The sequence below is a fragment of the Streptomyces sp. NPDC001549 genome, assembly GCF_042894025.1.
Taxonomy (GTDB): domain Bacteria; phylum Actinomycetota; class Actinomycetes; order Streptomycetales; family Streptomycetaceae; genus Streptomyces; species Streptomyces kutzneri.
The window spans coordinates 182,855-205,148 of sequence record NZ_JBIAVJ010000008.1 but is presented as its reverse complement, the minus strand read 5'-3'; the positions used below and the strand labels follow the sequence as shown (position 1 = coordinate 205,148).

The 22,294-nt window shown below is 74.8% G+C and carries 12 protein-coding genes; 4 read left to right on the top strand and 8 right to left on the bottom strand.

Annotated elements, in window-relative coordinates; translation table 11 throughout:
- Positions 1-10: 10 nt before the first annotated feature.
- From ACFY04_RS16510 to ACFY04_RS16480, 7 genes are all read right to left on the bottom strand, one after another.
- Positions 11-3,259 (bottom strand): amino acid adenylation domain-containing protein, encoded by a 3,249-nt coding sequence (locus ACFY04_RS16510; RefSeq protein WP_389117224.1) that lies wholly within the window; start codon positions 3,257-3,259, stop codon positions 11-13.
- A complete protein-coding gene (locus ACFY04_RS16505) occupies positions 3,256-5,061 on the bottom strand; it encodes a condensation domain-containing protein (RefSeq protein ID WP_389117223.1) in 1,806 nt (601 codons plus the stop codon). The genes ACFY04_RS16510 and ACFY04_RS16505 overlap by 4 nt, the downstream gene beginning before the upstream one ends.
- The gene (locus ACFY04_RS16500) at positions 5,054-5,278 is read right to left on the bottom strand and encodes an MbtH family protein (RefSeq protein ID WP_389117222.1); all 225 of its coding nucleotides are present in this window, start codon (positions 5,276-5,278) and stop codon (positions 5,054-5,056) included. Before ACFY04_RS16500 ends, ACFY04_RS16505 begins: the two co-directional genes overlap by 8 nt.
- Before the next feature lie 74 nt (positions 5,279-5,352).
- Positions 5,353-7,620 (bottom strand): pyridoxal-phosphate dependent enzyme, encoded by a 2,268-nt coding sequence (locus ACFY04_RS16495; RefSeq protein ID WP_389117221.1) that lies wholly within the window; start codon positions 7,618-7,620, stop codon positions 5,353-5,355.
- A gap of 2 nt (positions 7,621-7,622) precedes the next feature.
- Positions 7,623-8,603, bottom strand: a complete 981-nt coding sequence (locus tag ACFY04_RS16490) for a kinase (protein WP_389117220.1) — start codon at positions 8,601-8,603, stop codon at positions 7,623-7,625.
- Positions 8,569-10,155 (bottom strand): argininosuccinate lyase, encoded by a 1,587-nt coding sequence (locus ACFY04_RS16485; RefSeq protein ID WP_389117218.1) that lies wholly within the window; start codon positions 10,153-10,155, stop codon positions 8,569-8,571. Before ACFY04_RS16485 ends, ACFY04_RS16490 begins: the two co-directional genes overlap by 35 nt.
- Before the next feature lie 148 nt (positions 10,156-10,303).
- The gene (locus ACFY04_RS16480; RefSeq protein WP_389117217.1) at positions 10,304-17,662 is read right to left on the bottom strand and encodes an amino acid adenylation domain-containing protein; all 7,359 of its coding nucleotides are present in this window, start codon (positions 17,660-17,662) and stop codon (positions 10,304-10,306) included.
- Between the two features lie 244 nt (positions 17,663-17,906).
- Here ACFY04_RS16480 and ACFY04_RS16475 point away from each other — a divergent pair, with 244 nt between their 5' ends.
- Entirely contained in the window at positions 17,907-18,740 is an 834-nt protein-coding gene (locus ACFY04_RS16475) for an alpha/beta fold hydrolase (RefSeq protein ID WP_389117216.1), read from the top strand.
- Between the two features lie 137 nt (positions 18,741-18,877).
- Entirely contained in the window at positions 18,878-19,450 is a 573-nt protein-coding gene (locus ACFY04_RS16470; RefSeq protein ID WP_389117214.1) for a TetR/AcrR family transcriptional regulator C-terminal ligand-binding domain-containing protein, read from the top strand.
- A 69-nt stretch (positions 19,451-19,519) separates the two neighbouring features.
- Here ACFY04_RS16470 and ACFY04_RS16465 read toward each other — a convergent pair whose 3' ends face one another.
- Positions 19,520-20,449 carry an MBL fold metallo-hydrolase gene (locus ACFY04_RS16465; RefSeq protein WP_389117212.1) on the bottom strand — a complete coding sequence of 310 codons (930 nt, stop codon included), beginning with the start codon at positions 20,447-20,449 and terminating at the stop codon, positions 19,520-19,522.
- 150 nt (positions 20,450-20,599) lie between these two features.
- Here ACFY04_RS16465 and ACFY04_RS16460 point away from each other — a divergent pair, with 150 nt between their 5' ends.
- On the top strand, positions 20,600-20,809 hold the full coding sequence (locus tag ACFY04_RS16460) for a hypothetical protein (RefSeq protein ID WP_389117210.1): 210 nt from the start codon (positions 20,600-20,602) through the stop codon (positions 20,807-20,809).
- Positions 20,796-22,202, top strand: coding sequence for an amidase (locus ACFY04_RS16455; protein ID WP_389117209.1), 1,407 nt, complete (start codon positions 20,796-20,798; stop codon positions 22,200-22,202). The genes ACFY04_RS16460 and ACFY04_RS16455 overlap by 14 nt, the downstream gene beginning before the upstream one ends.
- Positions 22,203-22,294: the final 92 nt, after the last annotated feature.

The window sequence follows — 22,294 nt, the reverse complement described above, 5'->3', positions numbered from 1 at the left end:
CCTTCTGTGGTCAGGCGGTCTGGGTGCGGCGGGCCCGGCGGACGATCGGCGGGTCCTCGGCGCCGGCGCCGGCGGCCGCGGCGGCGGGCAGGGCCGCGGCCAGTTCGGCGACGGTGGGACCGGTGAAGAACTGGCGGATGCCGACGGCGGCTCCGAACCGCGCCGTGACCTCGGCGAGCAGCTGGGTGGCGAGCAGGGAGTGGCCGCCGAGGTCGAAGAAGCTGTCGTGGACCCCGATCCGGGGGAGGCCGAGGACCTGCTCCCAGATCGCGCACAGGGCGCGCTCGTCGTCGGTGCGCGGCTCCTGGTGGGCCCCTGCGGTGCCTGCCGTCGCCGGGCCCGGCGCGGGCAGGGCGGCCAGGTCGGTCTTGCCGTTGGCCGTCACGGGGAAGGCGTCGAGCAGGGTGAGGGTGGCGGGCACCATGTAGTCGGGCAGCCGGGCGCGCAGGTGCTCGCGCAGTTCCCGCGGGTCGGGTGCGGGGGTTCCCTCGGCAGGGACCGCGTAGCCCGCGAGCGCGGGTCCGGCGGCCGTGTCCACGACGGTGACGGCTGCCTGGCCCACCGCCGGGTGACCGACCAGGGCGTGCTCGATCTCGCCGGGTTCGATGCGCAGTCCGCGGATCTTGACCTGCCGGTCGGCGCGGCCGAGGTACTCGACCTGGCCGTCGGTGTTCCAGCGAGCCAGGTCTCCGGTGCGGTACATGCGGGCGCCCGGGGGGCCGTACGGGCAGGCGACGAAGCGTTCGGCGGTCAGCGCCGGCCGGCCGAGGTAGCCCTGGGCGAGTCCGGCGCCGGCGATGTAGAGCTCGCCGATGACGCCGGGCGCCACGAGACCGAGCCGCTCGTCCAGGACGTGGAGCTGCGTACCGTCGAGCGGGCGGCCGATCGGGACCTGCCCGTCGGGGGCCTCCTGGCCCGGGCCGACGGCGAACGTCGCGGCGAAGGTGGTGGTCTCGGTGGGGCCGTAGGCGTTGGTGACGGTGGTGCGGGGGCAGGCCTCGCGGACCCGGCGGACCATGGACGGCGAGGCGGCCTCGCCACCGGTCATCACCTCGTGCAGCGTGCCGAGTGCGGGCAGGCAGCGGTCGGCGAGGACGTTGAAAAGGGTGGCGGTGAGGAAGGTTCCGGTGACCTTCTCCTCGGTCATCAGCCGGGCCAGCGCGTCGACGTCGAGCTCGCCGGGCGGCGCGACGACGACCAGGCCGCCGTTCAGGAGCGGCACCCACAGTTCGTAGGTGGAGGCGTCGAAGGCGTGCGGGGAGCGGAACAGGACCCGCTCGTGCCCGTCGCCGCGCCAGCGCCCGTCGGTGGCGAGGGCGACGACCTCGCGGTGGGAGACGGCCACACCCTTGGGCGTGCCGGTGGAGCCGGAGGTGTACATCAGATAGGCGAGCGCGTCGGGATGCCCGGGCGGCGGCGGGGCCGTCACCGCTGCCGCGGCCGTCGCGGCTTCCGCGGCCGTCGCGGCTTCCGCGGCCCCGTCGGCGGGGGCCCCGTCCGGGCGCAGTACGTGGCGCGCACCCGCCGGTACGGGCTCGCCGTCCGGGGCGTCGGTGACGAGGACGGCGGCCCCGGCCGCGGTGATCACGGCCTCGGTACGGGCGCGCGGGGCCCGCGCGTCCAGCGGCAGGTAGGCGGCGCCCGCCTTGAGGATGCCGAGGCAGGCGGCGACGAGGCCGGCCGAGCGGTCCATCAGTACGGCGACGGCCTCGCCCGGGCGGACGCCGAGGGTGCGCAGCCGCCCGGCGATCCGGTCGGCCCGGGCGTCGAGTTCGGCGTACGTGGTCTCCCGGCCGGCGCAGAGCACGGCGGCGCGGCCGGGGTGGGCTGCGGCCCGCTCCTCGAAGGCCTGGTGGACGGTGCGGGCGTCGGCGGCGCCGGGCGCACCCTGCCAGTGCTCCAGGAGGTCGGCGCGCTCCCCGGGCAGCAGGACGTCGAGCGCGGAGGCCGGGGTCCCCGGTTCGCGGACGACGGCGCCGATGAGGTGGACGAGCCGGTCCAGCAGGCGCCGGGCCGTCGTCCCGTCGAACAGGTCGCTCGCGTACTCCAGGCCGAGGGCCAGGCCCCGGGGCTCCCCGGTGGCCGGGTCGTGGAGCTCCTCGACCTCCAGCGTGAGGTCGAACTTGGCGGTGTCGGTGCGTACCGCCTCCACCTCGGCCCGCAGGCCCGCGAAGGCGGGGGCGAGCGGCTCGCCGCGCTGGGCGGAGACGGCGACCTGGAAGAGCGGGTGACGGGCGGGCGAGCGGGCCGGGTTGAGGCGTTCGACGAGCGATTCGAAGGGCAGTTCCTGGTGGGCGTACGTCTCCAGGGCGGCGGCGCGCACCCGGCCCAGCACCTCCGTGAAGGTGGGGTCGCCCGAGGTGTCGGCGCGCACGATCAGGGTGTTGACGAAGAGGCCCACGAGGTCGGTGAGGGCCTCGTCGTCGCGGCCGTCGACGGGGCAGCCGAGCGGCAGGTCGGTGCCGGCGCCGAGACGGGTGAGCAGGACCGCGAAGGCGGCCTGGACGGCCATGAACGGCGTGGCGCGGCCGTCCCGGGCCAGCGCGGCCAGCCCCGCGTGGACGGCGGCGTCGGTCCGTGCCTCCACCAGTGCGCCCCGGTGGCCGGCCACGGCCGGGCGCGGCCGGTCGGCGGGCAGGGCCAGTTCCTCGGGCAGGCCGTCCAGGACGGCAGCCCAGTGGGTGAGCAGCCGGGCGTGCAGGGAGGCGGGGTCCTGGGCCGGGCCGAGGAGTTCGCGCTGCCACAGGGCGTAGTCCGGGTACTGGACGGGCAGTTCGGTCCACTCGGGCGGCCGGCCGGAGCACCGGGCGGTGTAGGCGGCGGCCAGGTCGCGGACGAGGACGTTCACGGAGTGGCCGTCACCCGCGATGTGGTGCAGGACCAGGAGCAGGTAGTGGTCCTCGTCCCCGTCGGTGAACAGGTCGGCGCGCAGCGGCGGTTCGGTGCCGAGGTCGAAGGGCCGGGACGACGCCTCCTCGGCCCGCCGGGCGCGTTCGGCGGGCGGGCAGACGGTGACGGTGAGCACCGGGGCGGCGTCCGCGGGGTCCAGGACCCGCTGGTGGGGGCGGCCCGCCGCGTCGGGGAAGACGGTGCGCAGGGCCTCGTGGCGGCCGCTCACGTCCGCGAGCGCGGCACGGAGGGCGGGGCGGTCGAGGGCGCCGCGCAGCCGCAGCCCGACGGGGATGTGGTAGAGCGCGCCGTCGGCGCCGTCCCGGGCGTGGAACCACAGCCGCTGCTGGGCGTGGGACAGAGGGATCACAGCAGGGCTCCGAGCTGGGATTCGAAGGTGTCGAGGTCGGCCTGGCTGACCTGGGCGAGGGGCACGTCGGAGGGGGTCAGCCCGCCGGCGTCCGGGCGGGCGGCGTGGGTGACGACGGCGCGCAGCATGGTGAACCACTCCTGCGCCAGGTCGTGGACCCACTGCCCCGGGAAGGCGTTGCCCGCCCAGGTCCAGGTGGCGCTGAGGGTGAGGCCGTCCGGGCCCTCGTGGGCGGCCGCGTTGACCTCCACGGCGTGGGCCATCGGAAGGCCGTCGTCGGCGTCGTCGAGGGCGAAGGCGTGTCCGGGCGCGGCGTCCCAGGGGGCGTCGCCGCCCATCGGGAACCGGCCGAGGTAGTTGAAGCCGATCTGGGGTATGCCGCGCGCGGCGAGGTCCGGCCCGGTACGGGAGTTGAGGTGGCGCAGCAGCCCGAAGCCGATGCCCTTGTCCGGTACGGCGCGCAGTTCCTCCTTGACCAGGCGCAGGGCGGCTCCGACCGCGGGTCCGCCGGCTCGGGCCTCGTCGAGGTCGGGGCGGCCGAGGGCGAGGCGGACGGGGAACACGGTGGTGAACCAGCCGACGGTGCGGGACAGGTCCGTGCCGTCGGCGACGTCCTCGCGGCCGTGGCCCTCGACGTCGACGAGGACGGCGCCCTCCTCGTCCTCCCCGCCCTCCCCGTCGGCACTCCGCCGGCCGAGCACGGCGAGCGCGAGGGCGGTCAGCAGGACGTCGTTGACCGTGCCGTTGACGAGGCCGGGCGCGGTGGTGAGCAGGGGGCCCGTCACCTCCGGCCCGAGGGTCAGGGTGAGGGTGTTGTCCGGGCTCTCGGGGTCGAGGCCGCCGGGTGCGCGGACCCCGGCGAGGGCCTGCGGGGCCTCGCGCAGGGCTGCGGCCCAGCGGTCGGCCTCGGCGGTCCGGCGGCCGGAGGTGGCCTCCGCGCGCAGCAGGTCGGCCCAGTGCGCGAAGGGGGTGTGCGCCGGTTCCAGGGCGGGCTCGCGGCCCTCGGTGAGGGCCGTCCAGCAGGCCCGCAGGTCGTCCTGGAGGATCCGCCACGAGACGCCGTCGACCACGAGGTGGTGGACGACGAGCGCGAGACGTCCCTGCTGTCCGGCTCCCCGGTCGAGGAGCACGGCGCGCAGCATGTGGCCGTCGCGGGGCGAGAGCAGCCGCCGGGCCGCGCGCATCCGCTCCCGGGTCAGGGCGGGGAGTTCCCCGTCGGCCGCCCCCCGGGCGTCCACGTGCTCCAGCAGGTCCGCCGCGGTGACGGAGCCCGCGGGGGGTACGAGCGGCTCGGCGCCCGAGGCCCCGATCCCGTCGGGCAGCCGCAGCCGGAGCATCTCGTGGGTGTCGAGGAGGGCCTGGACGGTCCGTTCGGCGTCGGCCGCCCCGAAGCCCGGCGGGGTGCGCAGGACGAGCGACTGGTTGTACGTGTCGACGGGACCGCCGAGTCCGGCGAGCCAGCCCATGATGGGGGTGGGGACCAGCGGCCCCAGGCGGCGCGGGGGCACGGCCGGGCCGGCGCTCTCCCCCGCCCGGCCGCGGGCGGTGGCGGCGAGCGCGCTCACGCTCTCGGCGCGGAGCACGTCGCGGGTGCTGACGACGAGGCCGGCCGCGCGGGCGCGGCTGACGACCTGGATCGCCTGGATGCTGTCCCCGCCCAGCCCGGTGAAGCTGTGGCCCTCGTCGACCTCGGCGCGGCCGAGGACCTCGGCGAAGAGCGTGCGCAGGGTCCGTACGGGGTCGACGTCGGTGTCGGTGTCGGTGTCGGCCGGCTGCCCGGCGCGGTGGACGGGCTCAGCCACGGGGCGCGTTCCCGGCGAGGGCGGCCACCAGGGAGGCGGGGCGCATGTCGGTCCAGACCTGCTCGACGTGGTCCAGGCAGGCCTGGCGGCCGTCGGGGCCGTGCACCACGGTCCAGCCGGCCGGGACGGGGTTGGCGGCGGGCCACAGGGAGTGCTGGAGCTCGTCGTTGCGGACCACGACGTAGGCGGCGTTGTCGTTCTCGAAGGGGTTGCTCATGGCGGTTCGCCTTTCGGGTCGGGTGCGGCCGTACGGGTCGTACGGCGCGCCTTCGGGCTGGAAGTGACGGAAGGTCAGGAGTGGTGCACGGGCTCGATGTCGAGGCGGAGCAGGGCCCGCGCCGCGTCGAGGGCGGCGTGCACGCCCGCGGGCTCCGGGTGGCGGGCGATCACGTGCCCGAGGCGGTCGGAGGCGCTGCGGGGCCTGCGTACGGGTGTGCCGGGGGCGGCGGTGACCAGCACCGACTCGACCCCCTCGACGGCGGCGGCCTCTTCGGTGCCGTGGGCGGCCCCGAGGGTGCCGTCGGCATCGGCGAGGAGGAACTGGATCCCGGCGTGGCCGGTCCCCTCGGCCTTGAGCTGCGGGGGCAGGCCGAGGGCGGCGCGGAGCTGCTCCCCGAGGAGGTCCACCCCGGTGGCGAGCCGGATCAGTTCGGGGATCATGCCGCCGGCCGGGCGCGGGTTGATCTCGATGAGGGCGGGGCCGTCGGCGGTCAGTTTGACCTCGGTGTGGGTGGCTCCCAGGCGGATCCCGGCCGCGTCCAGGGCCGCCGTCACCGTCTCGGTGATCCGCTGGGCGGTGGCGGCGGGCAGCGGGGCGGGGAAGAGGTGGCGGTGCTCGACGAAGTGCGGAGTGGCGGTAACGGACTTGGCGGTGATGCCGACGCACACGGCCTGGCCGTCCCCGCTGAACATCTCGACGCTGTACTCGGGCGCGTCCAGGTACTCCTCGACGAGGACGGTGCGGGCGGTGGGCATGCCCCGGACGTTGGTGTCGATGGCGAGGATCCGCTCGGTCTGGGCGCGGACCTCCGCCTCGTCGGCGCAGAGCAGGACGTTGGTGGAGCCCGAGTCGTCGGCCGGCTTGACCACGCAGGGCAGTCCGGTGCGGGCGACGGCGGCCGCTGCCCCGGCCGGCTCGCGGACCAGGGCGTACCGGGGCTGGCGGACGCCCGCGGCCCGCAGGGTCTCGCGCAGGGCGGACTTGTCGCGGCAGACGGCCACCGCCTCGGGCGGGTTGCCGGGCAGACCGAGCCAGCGGGCGATCCGGGCGGCGGCCGGTACGTAGAAGTCGCTGGTGGTGGTGACGCCCGCGATCTCCTCGCGGCGGAACCGCTCCTGTACGGCGGCGCGCAGGGCGGCGTCGGAGTTGGTGTCGCAGCGCACCACCTCGGCGCCGGTGTCCGCGAGTCCCCGGTAGCGGTCGGGGTCGCCGGTCAGCAGGACGGGTACGGTGCCCAGTTCGCGCGCCCGGTCCAGGGCCAGCATGCCGGTGCCGGTGGTGTTGGACTCCACGAACAGCAGGTGCCGGCGGATCCCGGCGGGCGGGCTGTAGGCGAGGGTGGACCAGGTGCGGGCGGTGCCGTCGGGCGCGAGGGCGGCCGGTGCGGTGGCGGTGGGCACCTCGCGCAGCCGGTTGTCGTCCCAGTGCTCGTCGTTGTAGACGGTGTCGGCGTAGCGGTCGCCGCGGTCGGGCAGGATGCCGACGATCCTGGTCCCGGGCTCGGCGCGGTCGGCGAGGCCGGTCAGGACCCGGTAGACGGAGCCCGAGGTGTTGCCGCCGAAGATCTGCTGCTCGCGGGCGAGGTCCCAGGTCGCGGCGAAGGCCTCGTGGTCGTTGAGCCAGTGCACCTCGTCGACGAGGGTGCGGTCCAGGTTCTTGGGCAGCAGGCTGTTGCCCAGCCCGCTCTGCAGCCGCTGCGGTACGTCGGGCTGGCCGAAGAGGGCACTGCCCACGCAGTCGACGCCGACGATGTGCAGGGCGGGGAGGCTCTCGCGCAGCGCCCGTGCGGTGCCGCACAGGGAGCCGCCGCTGCCGACGGCTCCGACGAGGGTGTCGAACTGTCCCAGATCCTGCAGGAGTTCACCGGCGAGGGTGCGGTAGGCGCCGGGGTTGTCGGGGTTGGTGTACTGCTGCGGCCAGAAGGCGCCCGGCAGTTCGTCGAGCAGTTCCGCGAGCCGCTCCAGGCGGGCGCTCTGCCAGCCGTGGCTGGTCATGGCCCCGACCACGTGGACCCGGCAGCCCAGGGCACGGAGTTTGGCGAGGGTGACGGGGTCGATGCGCGGGTCGGTGACGATGTGGACCTCGTGGCCCAGGGAGCGGCCGACGAGGGCCACGCCGAGGGCCATGGTCCCCGAGGAGCTCTCGATGACGGGGGCGCCCGGCTTCAGGGTGCCCAGCCGCCGGGCCTCCAGCAGGATGTTGCGGGCGACGCGGTCCTTCATCGCGAAGAGGTTCTGCAGTTCCAGCTTGGCGTAGACCTCCACGCCGCGGGCCTCGCCCAGGCGCAGCCGGACCAGCGGGGTCGCGCCGATCGCGTCCGTCACGGTGTCGAACAGCATGCTCAGATCTCCAGCTCGGTGGGATGGGCGGGCACGGCCTTCGGGCTCCAGCTGTCGCCGTCGCCGAGGGAGCGGTGTACGGACACCTCTCCGCCGAGGGCGGCGCAGCCGGCCCGGATGTGCGCGGTCTTGCCGGCGAGGGCCGGGTCGTTCGCCTCCAGGAGGACGCCGAGCATGGTGCCGCTGTGGGCGAGCACCAGGCCCAGCCCGTCGACCTCGCGGCACAGGGCGTGCAGTTCCGCGAATCCGGCGCGCCGGCGGCGGTGGGCGTTCATCTCGGCGCTGCGGGTGGCGACGGCGCCGACCTCCTGGAGGTCGCCGCGGGCCACGGCGCCGGTGAGCCGGTCCAGCAGGAGCGCGTACTCCTCCCGGTCGGCGGCGTCGATCGCCCGGGCGCCCCGATTGTGCGCGACGGTGTCCACCTGGCCGCCCTCGTCGTGGGCGACGACGGTGAGCGGGGGCAGCACGCCGAGGCGGCGGCCGAGGCGCACCTCACGGTGGTGGAAGGCGACGATCTCGTCGTACATGACCCCGTCGGCCGGTTCGATGCCGCGCAGGAAGTCCTCCGTCTCGACCGGGGTGAACTCGCGCCCGTGGGCGGCCCCGACGGCCCGTACGGTGGCGACGAGGTCGGCGGAGGAGCTGGCGAGGCCCTTGCCCTCGGGCAGGTCCCCGGCCACCTCCAGGAGGCCGCCGTCCGCCGTGCCGAGGGCGGCCAGGACGGCCTCGGCGACCCGGCGGGACTTGGCCTTGTGGGCCGGCCGCACCTGGACGCCGCGGTGGCCGGGTCTGGGGTGGAACACGGCGGTGGCCCAGCGGGCGAGGGGGAAGGTGACCAGGAAGTCCCCCTGCGGGTGGGGCAGGGCGCCCTGGAGCAGTTCGCCGAAGGTGCCGAAGGCGCTGCCGGAGCCGGGCCCGAGGACGGAGGCGGAGGTCCCTCCGGCGGTGTCAGCGGGCGTGCTGTACACGGGTGCGGGTGCCATCGCCGTCCTCCTCGTGGATCTCGTCGCCGGTCACGCCGGTCACCCCGGTCACGCCGTACAGGGCGCGGTCGCCCTCCTCGGCGCCCGCGCGGACCGCTGCGGCGCGCAGCTCCCAGTCGGCGCCGAGCCGTTCGTACGTCTCCTGCTGGGTGCGCAGGACCGCGCGCACGGCGTCGGGGCGGGCCGAACCGGCGGACACCATGCGCTCCAGGCCCCGGTCGACGTCGAAGGCCTCGGCGAGGAGCCGGGCGGGGTCGGCGAGGGTGATGCCGTGCCCGGCGGCCGCCTCGGCCAGCAGGGCGGGTTCGCCCGGGGCGGGGGCGGCGCCCGCCACCGCGGCGAGCACGACGTACTTCCCTGCGACGACCTGGGCGGTGCGCCAGGGCACCCCTTCGGTGAGGCAGAGGGCGTTGGCGAGGCTGAAGCCGCCCAGGAACTCGCGCTCGCACACCTGGCGCATGCGGTCGGCGCGGAAGGTCAGCCTGCGCAGCACCTCGGTGAGGAGGCGGACGGTGCCGTGGGCCGAGTCGAAGGCGTTCAGCAGGTGGGTGCCGGCCTCCTTGGACACCTCGACGAGGTTGCAGAAGGGGGTGTTGCGCTGGCCCAGGAGCACGTCGAAGTGGAAGGCGGTCAGGTGGGCGGTGCGCCCGCGGATGCGTTCCAGGACGGGGTAGTTCTTCTTCTGCGGCATGGCGGAGGAGATGCCGGACAGCTCGTCGGGCAGTTCGATGAAGCCGTACTCGCTGCCGCCCCAGGTGAGCAGGTCGGTGGTGAAGCGGCTCAGGGCGGTGCCCAGCAGGCTGAGCTCCGCGGTCAGTTCGGCGCTCCAGCGGCGGGAGGCCACGGCGGTCAGGGCGTGGGGCTGCGGCCGGGAGAAGCCGAGCAGCCGTGCCATCCGGTCGCGGTCCCAGGGCAGTTCCTGTCCGGCCATGGCGCCGGCGCCCAGCGGGCAGGCATCGATGCCGTCGTAGGCGTTCAGCAGCCGGGCGTGGGTGTGCAGCAGGTGCTCGGAGAGCGCGGCGAGGTGGAAGCCGGGGGTGATGATCTGGGCGGCCTGGAAGTGGGTGTACCCCGGCATGGGCAGGTCGCAGGTCTCCTGGGCCAGCCGGTGGACGACGGCGGCGAGTTCGAGGAGCGCGCCGGCGAAGCGGGTGAGCTGGTCGCGGCCGTACATCACCTGGGCGCAGGCCTGGAGGTCGTTGCGGCTGCGGTCGGCGTGCCAGCGCACGACCGGGGCGGGCAGGCCCGCCTCGACGTGCCGTTCGAGGGCGAAGGCGATGTCCGACATGTTGGCGCCGGGCTGCGCGCTGAGGGTCTCGGGCCCGACGGAGTCCAGCAGGGCGGCGATCCGGTGGGCCTCCTCGGCGGTGATCAGGTCCATACGGACGTACTCGGCGGCCAGGGTCTTCTCGATGGCGACGTAGTGGCGCAGCAGGTGGCGGGACTCGAACCCGAACTGCGGGGCGAGCACTTCGTCGTGCAGGAGTTCGGCGGGTCCGCCGCGGATACGGCCGCTCAGCTCGGGGGCGGGCCCCGGGGTGTCACTCGTCACGTGGTGTGTTCCGTTCCTGTTCTGGTGCGGGCGCAGGGTGCGGGGTGCGGGGCGCAGCGCGCGTCGGCGCATGCCTCGTCGGCGCATGCCTCGCCGGCGCGCGGCGCGGGAAGGGGGTATGGGTGCCCCGGGCGGGCCGGGGCCCCGTTCAGCGGTGGTCGGCCGCGGCGAGGGCGGTGCGCAGGAGGGCGGCGGCCCGGGTGCTGTGCGGCGGCCGCATCAGCCCGTAGTGGTCGGTGGCGGCGTCGTGGCGGGTGAGGCCGGCCACGGCCCGCCCGGCCCATCGGTCGGCGGCCTGCTCCCGGGCCCCGGTCCCGCTCTGGAGGAACAGGACCGGGCAGGGGGCGGCCGGGGGCTCGTACGCGGCGGCGGCGCGGATCCCGGTACGGAACACCGCGTAGTGCCGGGCGAGGTCCTGCGGGTCCAGTCCGGGGGCGAAGCCCTCGCGTTCCACCTGCTCGGCGAGGACGGCGAGCCGGGCCGTGGTGTCGGTGACGCTCCGCAGGGCGCTGCGCAGGGCGGAGGTGCCCTCGCCGGACGGGTCGAAGCCGGCGGAGCGGGCCAGGTCCTCGTGGAACCACTCCAGCAGCTCGCTCTCGTCGTCCGGGACGTGACCGGGCTCCGGGTAGCCCGTGTCCAGCAGCGCGAGGGTCGCCACCTCCTGCCCGGCGGCCCGCAGCTGGACCGCCATCTCGTAGGCGAGGAGCCCGCCGAAGGACCAGCCGGCCAGGTGGTAGGGGCCGGTGGGGCGGATCCGGCGCAGGGCCTCCAGGTGGGCGGCGGCCAGCTCCTCGACCGTGGCTCCGGGCGCCGCCCCGGGGTCGGTCAGCCCGGGTGCGCTCAGCCCGAACACCGGCCGGTCGGCGTCCAGTTCGGAAGCCAGGGTGCGGTAGCAGAAGACGTTCCCGCCGATCGGGTGGACGAGGAAGAGCGGGTCGAGCGTGCCCTCGGGCCGCAGGCGCACCACCGGGTCCGGGGCCGCCGCGGCGTGGCGGCCCCGCAGCAGCGCGGCCTGCCGGGCGACGGTCGGGTGCTCCAGGACGGCCGAGACGCCGAGGCGTTCGCCGAAGGCCTGGTTGATCCGGCCGATCAGGCGCAGGGCGTCGATGGAGTGCCCGCCGGACTCGAAGAAGTCGTCGTGGACGCCGACCGGGCCGGCGGCCAGCAGGCGCTCCCAGATCCCGGCGAGGCGGGATTCGAGGGCGTCACGGGGCGGGGTCGGCTCGGCGCCGCCGCGCAGGTCGGCGGGGTCCGGGGCGGGCAGGGCGGCGCGGTCCAGTTTGCCGTTGGCGGTCAGCGGGAGGGCGTCCAGGCGCACCCAGGCGGAGGGGACCATGTACTCGGGGAGCCGCTCCCGGGCGTGGGCGGCCAGTTCGCCCGGGTCGGGGGCGGGTGCGGGGGCGCCGTCCGGGCCGGTCGTGTCGGGGACGAAGTAGCCGACGAGGCGTTCGCCGCGGGGCAGGACCGCGCAGTCGCGCACGCCGGGGTGTTCGGCCAGGACGGCTTCGATCTCCCCCGGCTCGACCCGGAAGCCGCGGATCTTGAGCTGGTGGTCGGTGCGGCCCGCGTACTCCAGGGCTCCGTCGGGGCGGTGCCGGGCCAGGTCGCCGGTCCGGTAGAGGCGGCGGGTGGCGCCGTCGGGTCCGGTGTGCTCGATGAACCGCTCGGCCGTCAGCTCGGGTCGTCCGTGGTAGCCGTCGGCGAGGCCGACGCCTTCGAGGAAGAGTTCCCCGGTGACGCCGAGGGGGACCTCGGCGAGGCGGCGGTCCAGGACGTGGGTGCGCATGTTGGCGATGGGCCGGCCGATGGGCACGGTGTCGCCGCCGTCCGGGCGGCACTGCCAGTACGTGACGTCGACGGCCGCCTCGGTGGGCCCGTAGAGGTTGTGCAGTTCGACTCCGGGCAGCCGCTCGAAGAACCTGCGCTGGACCTCGTACGGCAGGGCCTCACCGCTGCACACCACCCGGGTGAGGCCACGCGAGCGGGCCGCTGCCGAGGGGTCGTCGAGGAACACGCTGAGCATCGACGGGACGAAGTGCACCGTGCTGATGCCCTCGTCGTGGATCAGGCCGGCGAGGTGGTCGGGATCGCGCTGGCCGCCGGGGCGGGCAAGGACCAGGGTGGCGCCGGTCAGCAGGGGCCAGAACAGCTCCCACACGGAGACGTCGAAGGTGTACGGCGTCTTGTGCAGCACCCGCTCCCCCGGGGTCAGTCCGTACGCGTCCTGCATCCACAGCAGCCGGTTGGCGATGGCGCGGTGGGAGACCACGACTCCCTTGGGCTTGCCGGTGGAACCCGAGGTGAAGATCATGTACGCCGGGTCGGACGGCTCGGGCGCCCGGGCAGGACCCGCGGTGCCGGTCGCGGCCTCGTCCGGCCGGACGACGGTGACCCCGCAGCCGTCCAGCCGCTCGGCCCACGCGCCCTCGGTGACCACCAGGCCGATGCCGGACTCGGCGAGCAGCGACCGCACGCGCGGCGCCGGGTGCTCCGGGTCCAGCGGGACGTAGGCGGCGCCCGACTTCAGGACGGCGAGCAGGACGACGGGCAGGGTGAGGGAACGTTCCAGCAGCAGCCCGACGAAGGTACCGGGGCCCGCGCCCCGTTCCCGCAGGGCCGCGCACAGCCGCTCGGCCTCGGTGTCGAGGGCGCGGTAGGTCAGCTCGGCGCCCTCGAAGCGCACGGCGGGGGCGTCGGGGGTCCGGTCGCGCTGAGCATCGATCAGCCGGGTCAGGACGTGCGGCTGGGGATAGTCGACGGCGGTCCGGTTCCACTCGGCGTAGCGGCGGTGTTCGGCCTCCGGCAGCAGATCGGCGGCCGTGCAGTCACGGTCCGGGGCCTCGGCCAGGTCGCACAGGGCGGCCGTGTAGGAGGCGTGCGCGCTCTCCATCTGTGCCTCGGAGAACTGGGCGGCGTCGAAGCGCAGGCCGAGTTCCAGGAGGGAGCCGTCGGGGCTGCGGGAGAACTCCGCGCCGAAGGCGAAGTCGGTGCCGGCCTCTCCGGTCTCCTCCAGCACGGTGAACGCGCCGTCGGCGGTCCCGTCGCGCTCCACGTGGAAGTGGGTGTAGTTGAAGAAGGTCTCGAAGAGCGGGCCGCCGCCGGTCAGGCGCTGGATCTCGGCGAGCGGGAAGCGGCGGTACGCGTGCAGGTCCGCCTCCACGGCGGCGACGTGCGCGACGAGGCCGCGCCAGCTGAGGCCGGTGACGGCGACGCTCAGCGGCAGGGTGTTCAGGAAGACGCCGACGACCTTGTCGCCGTCGGTCTCCTCGGCCCGGCCGTTGTGGACCACTCCGGTGGTGACCGCGTCGCCGCCGCCCAGCAGGGCCATGGCCCTGAGGTGGGCGGTGAGCAGTACGGTGCGCAGCGGTACGCCGCACTCGGCGGCCAGGGCGGTCAGCCGGTCGTGCAGCCCCTCCGGGAGCGGCGCGAGGTACCAGGACATGCGGGCGGGTCCGCCGGTCGCCTGCGGGCGGGGCAGCCGGGTCGCGGGGGCGTCGGCGGCCTTGCCGGTCCAGAAGGCGCGCTGCCCGGCGTCGGCCAGCGCGGCCCGTTCCAGGGCGACGAAGGAGGCGAACCGGGAGCGGGGGCCCGCGTCCGGGGAGGGTCCGTCCTCGGGGGTCCGGGCGGCGAGCGCCTCGGTGTAGCAGGAGGCCAGTTCGGTGAGGAGCGAACGTTCGCTCCAGCCGTCGAGGACGGCGTGGTGCTCGGCGACGAACAGCTGGAGCCGGGTGTCGGAGAGCCGCTGGACGTGGAAGCGGATCAGCGGGGGCCGGTCCCAGGCGAACGGCCTTTCGCGCTCGGCGGCGTAGCGGGCGGCGACGGCGGTCCGCTGTGCCTCGGGGTCGAGCCCGTACAGGTCCTCGAAGATGATCTCCGGGCGGGCGCCGCGGTGGACGAGCTGGAGGGGCTCCCCGAAGCCGTGCGGGTCGAAGGAGGTGCGCAGCATCTCGTGCCGGGCCGCGAGGACCTCGACGGTGGTCCGCCAGGCGTCCTCGGAGAAGGGCGCCTCGACCAGGTAGGAGGCCACGTTGTGGTAGACGCGGCCGCCGGCCGATGGCAGGTCGCTGTGGTAGAGCATGCCGGCCTGGAGCCGGGTCATCGGGTAGGCGTCCTCCAGCCCTTCGGGCAGCGCGGCGCGGTCCTCGGGGGTGAGCAGGGCGAACGGCTCGTACGGGGCCCCGGTGCCGGCCGCCGCATCCCCCCGGGTCACGACGGGGGCCAGCGCGCGGGCCGTCTGACGGCGCATGAGGTCGGCGACGGTGAGGTCGAGGCCTCGTTCCCGGACCCGGGCGAGCACCTGGAGGGAGCGGATGGAGTCCCCGCCGAGGGCGAACCAGTTGTCCAGGGCGCCGACCCGTTCGTGCCCGAGGACCTGGGCGAAGACCTCGGTGAGCGCGGTCTCGACCGGCCCGCGGGGCGCCTCGTAGGCGGCCGTGGGGGTCCGGGGCACCGAGCCGGGAGCGGGCAGGCGGCGCCGGTCGGTCTTGCCGTTGGCGGTCAGCGGGAAGGCGGACAGGGTGACGAAGGCACCGGGGATCATGTAGCCGGGCAGCCGCCGCGCGAGGTGCGTGCGCAGCTCCTCCACGGTGGGGCCCGCCCCGTCCTCGGCCCCGGTCACGGCCAGGTAGCCGACGAGGACGTCGCTCCCGGCGGGATCCGGTACGACGAGTGCGACCGCGGCGTCGACGAGGGGGTGGGCGGCCAGGGCCGCCTCGACCTCGCCGAGTTCTATCCGGAAGCCGCGCAGTTTGACCTGGTGGTCGATGCGGCCGAGGTACTCCAGGTCCCCGTCGGGCAGGGCGCGCGCGAGGTCGCCGGTGCGGTAGAGCCGCTCACCGGCCGAGAGCCCGGCGGGCCCGTCGGCGCCGCGGCCGGCGAGCGCGGCGAGGCCGGTGGGGAAGCGTTCGGCGGTGAGTTCGGGCCGGCGCAGGTAGCCGCGGGCCAGGCCCGCCCCGGCGACGTACAGCTCGCCGACGGCGCCGCGCGGGACGGTCCGGCCGCGCGCGTCGAGCAGGTGCAGGCGCAGGTCGGGGATGGGCACGCCGATGACGCTGCCGCGGCCTTCCTCGGCGTCGCGGGCGGTCAGCGGCCGGTAGGTGACGTGCACGGTCGTCTCGGTGATGCCGTACATGTTGACCAGGCGGGGTGCGGTGTCGCCGTGCCGGGCGAACCACCCGGCGAGGGCGGCGACGTCGAGGGCCTCCCCGCCGAAGACCACGTGGCGAAGGCTCAGCCCGGACCCGGCCGGACCGGCCGTGCGGTGGTGCTCCTCGTCGGCGCGGGCCAGCTGGTAGAAGGCGGAGGGGGTCTGGTTGAGGACGGTGACCCGCTCGGCGCGCAGCAGGCGGTGGAACTCCTCGGGCGAGCGGCTGGTCCCGTACGGCACCACGACGAGGCGGCCGCCGTGGGCGAGGGCGCCCCAGAGCTCCCAGACGGAGAAGTCGAAGGCGATGGAGTGGAAGAGGGTCCACACGTCCTCGGGGCCGAAGCCGAACCAGTGGTCGGTGGCGGAGAACAGCCGGGTGACGTTGGCGTGGGGCACGAGGGTGCCCTTGGGGAGGCCGGTGGAACCGGAGGTGTAGATGACGTAGGCCAGGTGGTCCGGGGTCACGCCGCTGTCGGGGGCGGTGTCCGGTTCGGCGGCCAGGAGCGGGGCGTCGGCCTGCAGGTCGACGGTGTGCAGGCCGGGGGCGTCCCACAGGACCCGGGTGGCGGTGGTGCCGACGACGTGCTCCAGGCGGGCGTCCTGGACGATGTGGCGCAGCCGCTCGGGCGGGTTGTCGGGGTCGAGCGGCAGGTAGGCGCCGCCGGCCTTGAGGATGCCGAGCAGCCCGACGACGAGGTCGGCGGAGCGGGGCAGGCACAGTCCGACGAGGGTGTCGGGTCCCACGCCGAGGGCGCGCAGCCGGTGGGCGAGCCGGTTGGCCCGGGTGTCGAGCTCGCGGTAGGTGAGGGACGTGCCCTCGTGGACGAGGGCGACGGCCTCGGGCGTGCGGGCGGCGTGTCCGGCGAACATCTCGTGGACACAAGCCGGCTCGCCCGGAGCGTGCGGGAGGGCGGCGCGGGGCGGGAGGGCGGCGCGGGGCGGGAGCGGCGAGCCGATGCCGCTGCGCTCGTCGGCCGACAGCATCGGCAGCCCGCTGAGCGGCAGTTCGGGGTTCGCGGTGGCGGCGTCCAGGATCCGTGCGAAGTGGCGGCCGAACTGCCGGGCGGTGGTGGCCTCGAACAGGTCGGCCCGGTACTCCAGCCGGCAGCTCAGCGCACCGCCGGTGCGTACGACGTCGAAGGTCAGGTCGAACTTGGCGGTTCCGGCCGGTCCTTCCAGCATCCTGGCCCGCGGGCCGGGCAGGCCGTCGGTCATGCCGTCCTCGTCGTGCAGGCCGAACATGACCCGGAAGAGGGACGCGTCCTCGCCGGTGCGTCCGGGGGCGATCCGGTCGACGACGCGTTCGAAGGGCAGGTCCTGGTGGTCCTGGGCGTCGAGCACGGTGTCCCGTACGCGCTCCAGGTGGACCCGGAAGGCCGGGTCGTCGGACAGGTCCGCGCGGATCACCAGCGTGTTGACGAACAGGCCGACGGTGTCCTGGAACTCCTTGCGGTTCCGGTTGGCGACCGGCGTTCCGACCAGTACGTCGTCGGTGCCCGTGTAGCGGCCCAGCACGATCTGGAAGGCCGCCAGCATCAGCGTGTAGGGGGTGCTGTGGGTGTCGCGGCACAGGCGCTCCATCCGGGCGAGCACCGGGGCGGGCACCTCGAAGGAGTGCAGCCCGGCCGCGCCGCGGGCCGCGCCGGCCCCGGGCCGGCCATCCCGGGGCAGGGGCGCGTCGGGCAGTTCGCCGCCCAACTGCTTCTCCCAGTAGGCGAGCTGGCGATGGGCGGCGGCGCCGTGGAGCCATTCCTCCTGCCAGTCGGAGAAGTCGGCGTACTGGTACCCGGGCGCCTCCGCGGACGCGGCCGGCCGCGGACCGCCGGGGCCGTCCATGCCGTCGATGCCGTCGATGCCGTCGCCGCACCGGGCGTACGCGGCGAGGAGCTCGCGGGCGAGGATCCCGACGGACCAGCCGTCGGCGACGATGTGGTGCATGGCGAGCGCGAGGACCGCGCCCTCGGGGGTGTGCAGCAGCGCCGCCCGGAAGAGCGGTCCGGACTCCAGGTCGAAGGGCCGGTGGTGTTCGGCTGCCATCCACTCCTCGACGTCCTGCGATCCGCGCGCGGCGGCGGAGGACCAGGCGAGCGCGGCCTCGGTGTCGATGTGCTGCCACAGTTCACCGTCCCGCAGGACGAACCGGGTGCGCAGCGCCTCGTGCCGGTCGATCAGACCCTGGGCGCACGTGCGGAGCGCGGCCTCGTCCACCCGTCCTTCGAGGGCGTAGAAGACGGGCATGTGGTAGGTCGGCCTGCCCTCCTCCATCTGCTGGAGGAAGTACATCCGCTGCTGCGCTCCCGACGCGCGGAACGCGCTGAACGAGGGCTCCGCAGGGCGTTCGATCGGATCGTGACTGGCCAAGACAACTCCCTCGGCGCCGCACCGGTGCCGGTACGCGGCGCATGCTCCGCTTGCTTGCCCGTCCAGCCTAGGAAGGGCATCGATTCGGGTGAAGTCGCCTGTTTCCGGTCCCCTGTTCACGTGACCGGAGCTGTGGACGACCTGCGTAAGTACCGGCGGAAGACCGTGTTCCAGCGCGGTTCGGGGAACCCGGGGCGGGAGACTGCTGCCGCGGACCGAACCGAGATCGCCACAGGAGGCCACCATGCCCTTCATCACCGTCGGCCAGGAGAACACCACCGACATCGACCTCTACTACGAGGACCACGGCAGCGGTCAGCCGGTCGTCCTCATCCACGGCTACCCGTTGGACGGGCATTCCTGGGAGAAGCAGCTCCCCGCCCTGCTCGACGCCGGCCACCGCGTCATCACCTACGACCGGCGCGGCTTCGGACAGTCGAGTCAGCCCACCACCGGTTACGACTACGACACCTTCGCCGCCGACCTCCACACGCTGATGGAGACCCTCGACCTCACCGACACGATCCTCGTCGGCTTCTCCATGGGCACGGGCGAGGTCGGCCGCTACCTCGGCACCCGCGGTTCCGGACGCGTGGCCAAGGCCGCCTTCCTCGCCGGCCTCGAGCCGTACCTCCTGAAGACCGACGACAACCCCACCGGTGTCGACGGCAGCGTCTTCGAGGGCATCCTCGCCGCCGTCACGAAGGACCGTTACGCCTACTTCACCGACTTCTACCAGGCCTTCTACAACCTCGACGAGAACCTCGGCACGCGCATCAGCGAGGAAACCGTGCGGGCGAACTGGGCCACCGCCGCCGGCGCCTCCGCGTACGCCTCGCGTGCCGCCGTCCTCACGTGGACCACCGACTTCCGGGCCGACATCCCCAAGATCGACGTTCCCGCCCTGATCCTCCACGGCACCGCGGACCGCATCCTCCCGATCGGGGCCACCGCGGAGCCCTTCCACAAGGCCCTCCCGCACGCCGAGTACGTCGCCGTCGACGGCGCTCCGCACGGTCTCCTGTGGACCCACGCCGAAGAGGTCAACAACGCCCTCCTCGCCTTCATCGGCAAGTAGCGCCCGCCGCAGCCGCCCGCCTCGCCCCGGACTCCGCGGCCGGCACCACCGCGGAGTCCGGGGCGGCGGCCGGGCCGCTTTGCGGCTGGGCGGCTGCGGTCGAGCATGATGCAAGAAATTTGCTTTAAGCTGGCCGCATGAGCCGAAAAGCGATGGTCCGCCCCGGAGGCCGCAGCGCGCGGGTCCAGGAGGCGGTCCACACCGCCGTGCGTGAGCTCCAGGCCGAGCTGGGGCGTCCGGAGCTGACCGTCCCGATGGTCGCGGCACGGGCCGGCGTCACTCCGTCGACGATCTACCGCCGCTGGGGCGACCTGCAGGAACTGCTCTCGGACGTCGCCGTCGAGCACCTGCGCCCCGACGCTCCGCCGGAGGACCACGGAGACCTGCTGAAGGATCTGCGGGGCTGGGCCGAGCAGTTCCAGGAGGAGATGGCCTCGCCCACGGGACGCGCTTACATCCGTGACGCGCTGCTGGGGGACCCCGCCGGCGACAACGCGGGGCAGTGTTCGGCCTACGCGGCGGAGCAGATCGCCATCGTGCTCGCCCGCGCCGCGGAGCGCGGCGAGGAGGCCCCGGACGTCGAGACGGTGCTCGACCGGGTCGTGGCGCCGATGATGTACCGCATCCTGTTCCGCCCCGCCGGCCTCACCGGCGCGTACGCGCACCGGCTGGCACAAGAGGCCGTACAGGGCTTCGGCGCACCCCGCTGACCGGCCTGCCGCGCACGCGTCGCCCAACACGGCGTCGCCGGACACGCGTCGCCGGACACGCGTCGCCGGTCAGCGGCGGGCCGGTGCGGCGGCCACGGGTTCGAGCCGGTACCCGTCCCCCGCGGCCACCACGCGGCCGGCGGTCGGCGCGGGGAAGTGCGTGCCGAGGACCAGGGCGCCGGTGCCGGCGAGCCGGGCGAGCAGCGCGCGGCGGGTGGCCTCGGCCTGCACGGGGTCGACGTCGACGCAGCTGCCGATCTCCGGACGGGCCAGCTGCACGGGGTGGTGGACGGCGTCCCCGGTGACGAGGGCCGCCGCGCCCGCGCTGCGCACCTCCACGGCGATCTGCCCGGGGGTGTGCCCCGGCGCGGGCAGCAGGCGCAGCCCCTCGGCCACGTCGATCCCCTCGGCCGGTACGTCGACCAGGCCGAGCAGGCCCGCCTCCTCGACGGGCACGACGGAGTCGTGGAACATGCCGCGCCGGGCCTCGTCCATGTCGTAGGCGGCCCAGAACTCGTACTCCGCCCTCGACGTCAGGTAGCGGGCGCCCGGGAAGGTCGGCACCCATGCGCCGTCCTCCTCGCGGGTGTTCCATCCGACGTGGTCGGTGTGCAGATGGGTGAGGATCACCAGGTCGACGTTCTCGGGGGTGAATCCGATGTCCGCGAGGCGTTCGAGGTAGTCGGTACGGAGGTGGTGCCACGCCGGGTTGGCCCTCGTCTTGCCGTTGCCGATCCCCGTGTCGACGAGGACCCGCAGACCGTCCACCACCAGCGCGAAGCTGTGGCTGTCGAGGTGCAGGACGCCGTCCGGGCCGGCGAAGTCGGGCCTCAGCCAGTCGTGTTCGGCCACCACGTCCGGGGTGGCGGACGGCAGCAGCCACGGTCCGGTCGCGGGCGGCAGCGGCACCTCGTCGACGCGGTGGACCGTGATCTCCCCGACGGACCAGTGGGCAGCGGTTCCGGACGGGGCCGGTTCGGTGAACTGTGCGGTGCGCATGCGCGTGTTCCTTCGTCTACAGAGGACCAGCCGACAACAAAAGCGATTGATTCGCTTTAAGCGACCGTAAGTCCTACCGTGGGCTAACGCAAGTCGTTAGCTTTAACGCGGCGGTGATCGTTCCGCCGTTCCCCGGAAGGAAGGCAGCACATGTCCGCCCCGCACCTCACTCCTCCCGAAGCCGCCCGCTGGGCCGCACGGTCAGGGCTTCCGCTGGCGCAGGACCGCCACGCGGGAGTGGCGGCCACCGCCGACCACATCCACGCCGTCGTATCGCTCCTGCGGGAACTGGACTTCGGCGAGACACCGCCCTCCGCGGCGTACCGCGCGGGAGGGGAGCAGCACGATGGAGCCGTATGAGCTGACCCTGGCCGAAGCGGCCGAGGCCGTACGCACCCGGCGGGTCTCGCCGGTCGAACTGGTGGACTCGGCGCTGGCGCGCATCGCGCGGGTCGAACCGCGCCTGAAGGCCTTCACCGCCGTGACGGCCGACCGTGCGCGCGACGCGGCTCGCCGGGCGGAGACCGAGATCGCCCGAGGCGCGTACCGGGGGCCCCTGCACGGGATGCCCGTAGGCCTGAAGGACCTCATCGACGTGGCCGGGATGGCGACCACGGCGAGCTCCCGGGTGCGGGCGGGGCACCGGGCGGAGGCCGACAGCACCGTCGCGGCGCGGCTCGCCTCGGCCGGAGCGGCCTTGGTGGGCAAGACCCACACGCACGAGTTCGCCTACGGCCTGACCACCCCTCAGACGGCCAACGCCTGGGATCCGGACCGGGTGGCCGGCGGGTCCAGCGGCGGGTCCGCCGTCGCCGTCGCCGCGGGGGCGGCCGCCTTCGCCCTGGGGACCGACACCGGCGGATCGATCCGGGTGCCCGCCGCCCTGAACGGGGTCGTCGGCCTGAAACCGACGTACGGGCTGGTACCGCGCCACGGCGTGACCTCGCTGGCCTGGTCTCTTGACCACGTGGGCCCCCTCACCCGCACCGTGGAGGATGCGGGGCTGGTCCTGGCCGCCCTGGTCGGACACGACCCGCGCGACCCGGCGTCCGTCGTGGCCCCGGCCGCGGACCACCGGCCGGGCCGCGGCGCGGATCCGGCGGATCTGACAGGGCTGCGGGTCGGGGTACCGGTCACCTACTACTTCGACCGGGTGGACCCTGAGGTCGAGGCCGCCGTCCGGCGGGCGATCGGGCGGCTGGAGGAGCTCGGCGCCCGGCTCGTCGACGTCGAGATCCCGATGACGCGCTACATCCGGGCGGCCCACTGGGGCCTGATGGTGCCCGAGGCCACCGCCTACCACGAGCGGACCCTGCGGGCGGTGCCCGACCTGTACGAGGCCGACACCCGGGTCCTCCTGGAGGCGGGCGAGCTCATGACCGCGGGCGACTACCTGCGGGCCCAGCGCGCCCGCACCCTCATGCGGCAGGCCTGGCGGGACATGCTGGAGGCGGTCGACCTGATCGCCGCGCCGACCGTGCCGGTCACCGCCGTCGAGTCCGGCCGGACCGGCGTGACCTGGGGTGACGGCAGCGTGGAAAGCGTCGCCGACGCGTACGTACGGCTGTCGGCCCCGGCCAACCTCACGGGCGTTCCGGCGCTGAGCCTGCCCGTCGGCCTGGACTCGGCGGGCCTGCCCATCGGCATGCAGCTCATGGGAAGGCCCTTCGGCGAAGCCACGGTGCTGCGCGCGGGACACGCCCTCGAACGGACCGGCACCGCACGCGGTCTGGCCCCGGACCGGGCGGCGTAGCGGGACGGCCGACGTCGCGCGGGGCGCCGCCACGCGGTGAACCGGCCGTGACAGAGGTGGAGTTGAGCCAGTCACGGCTGGTGCGGCCGGTG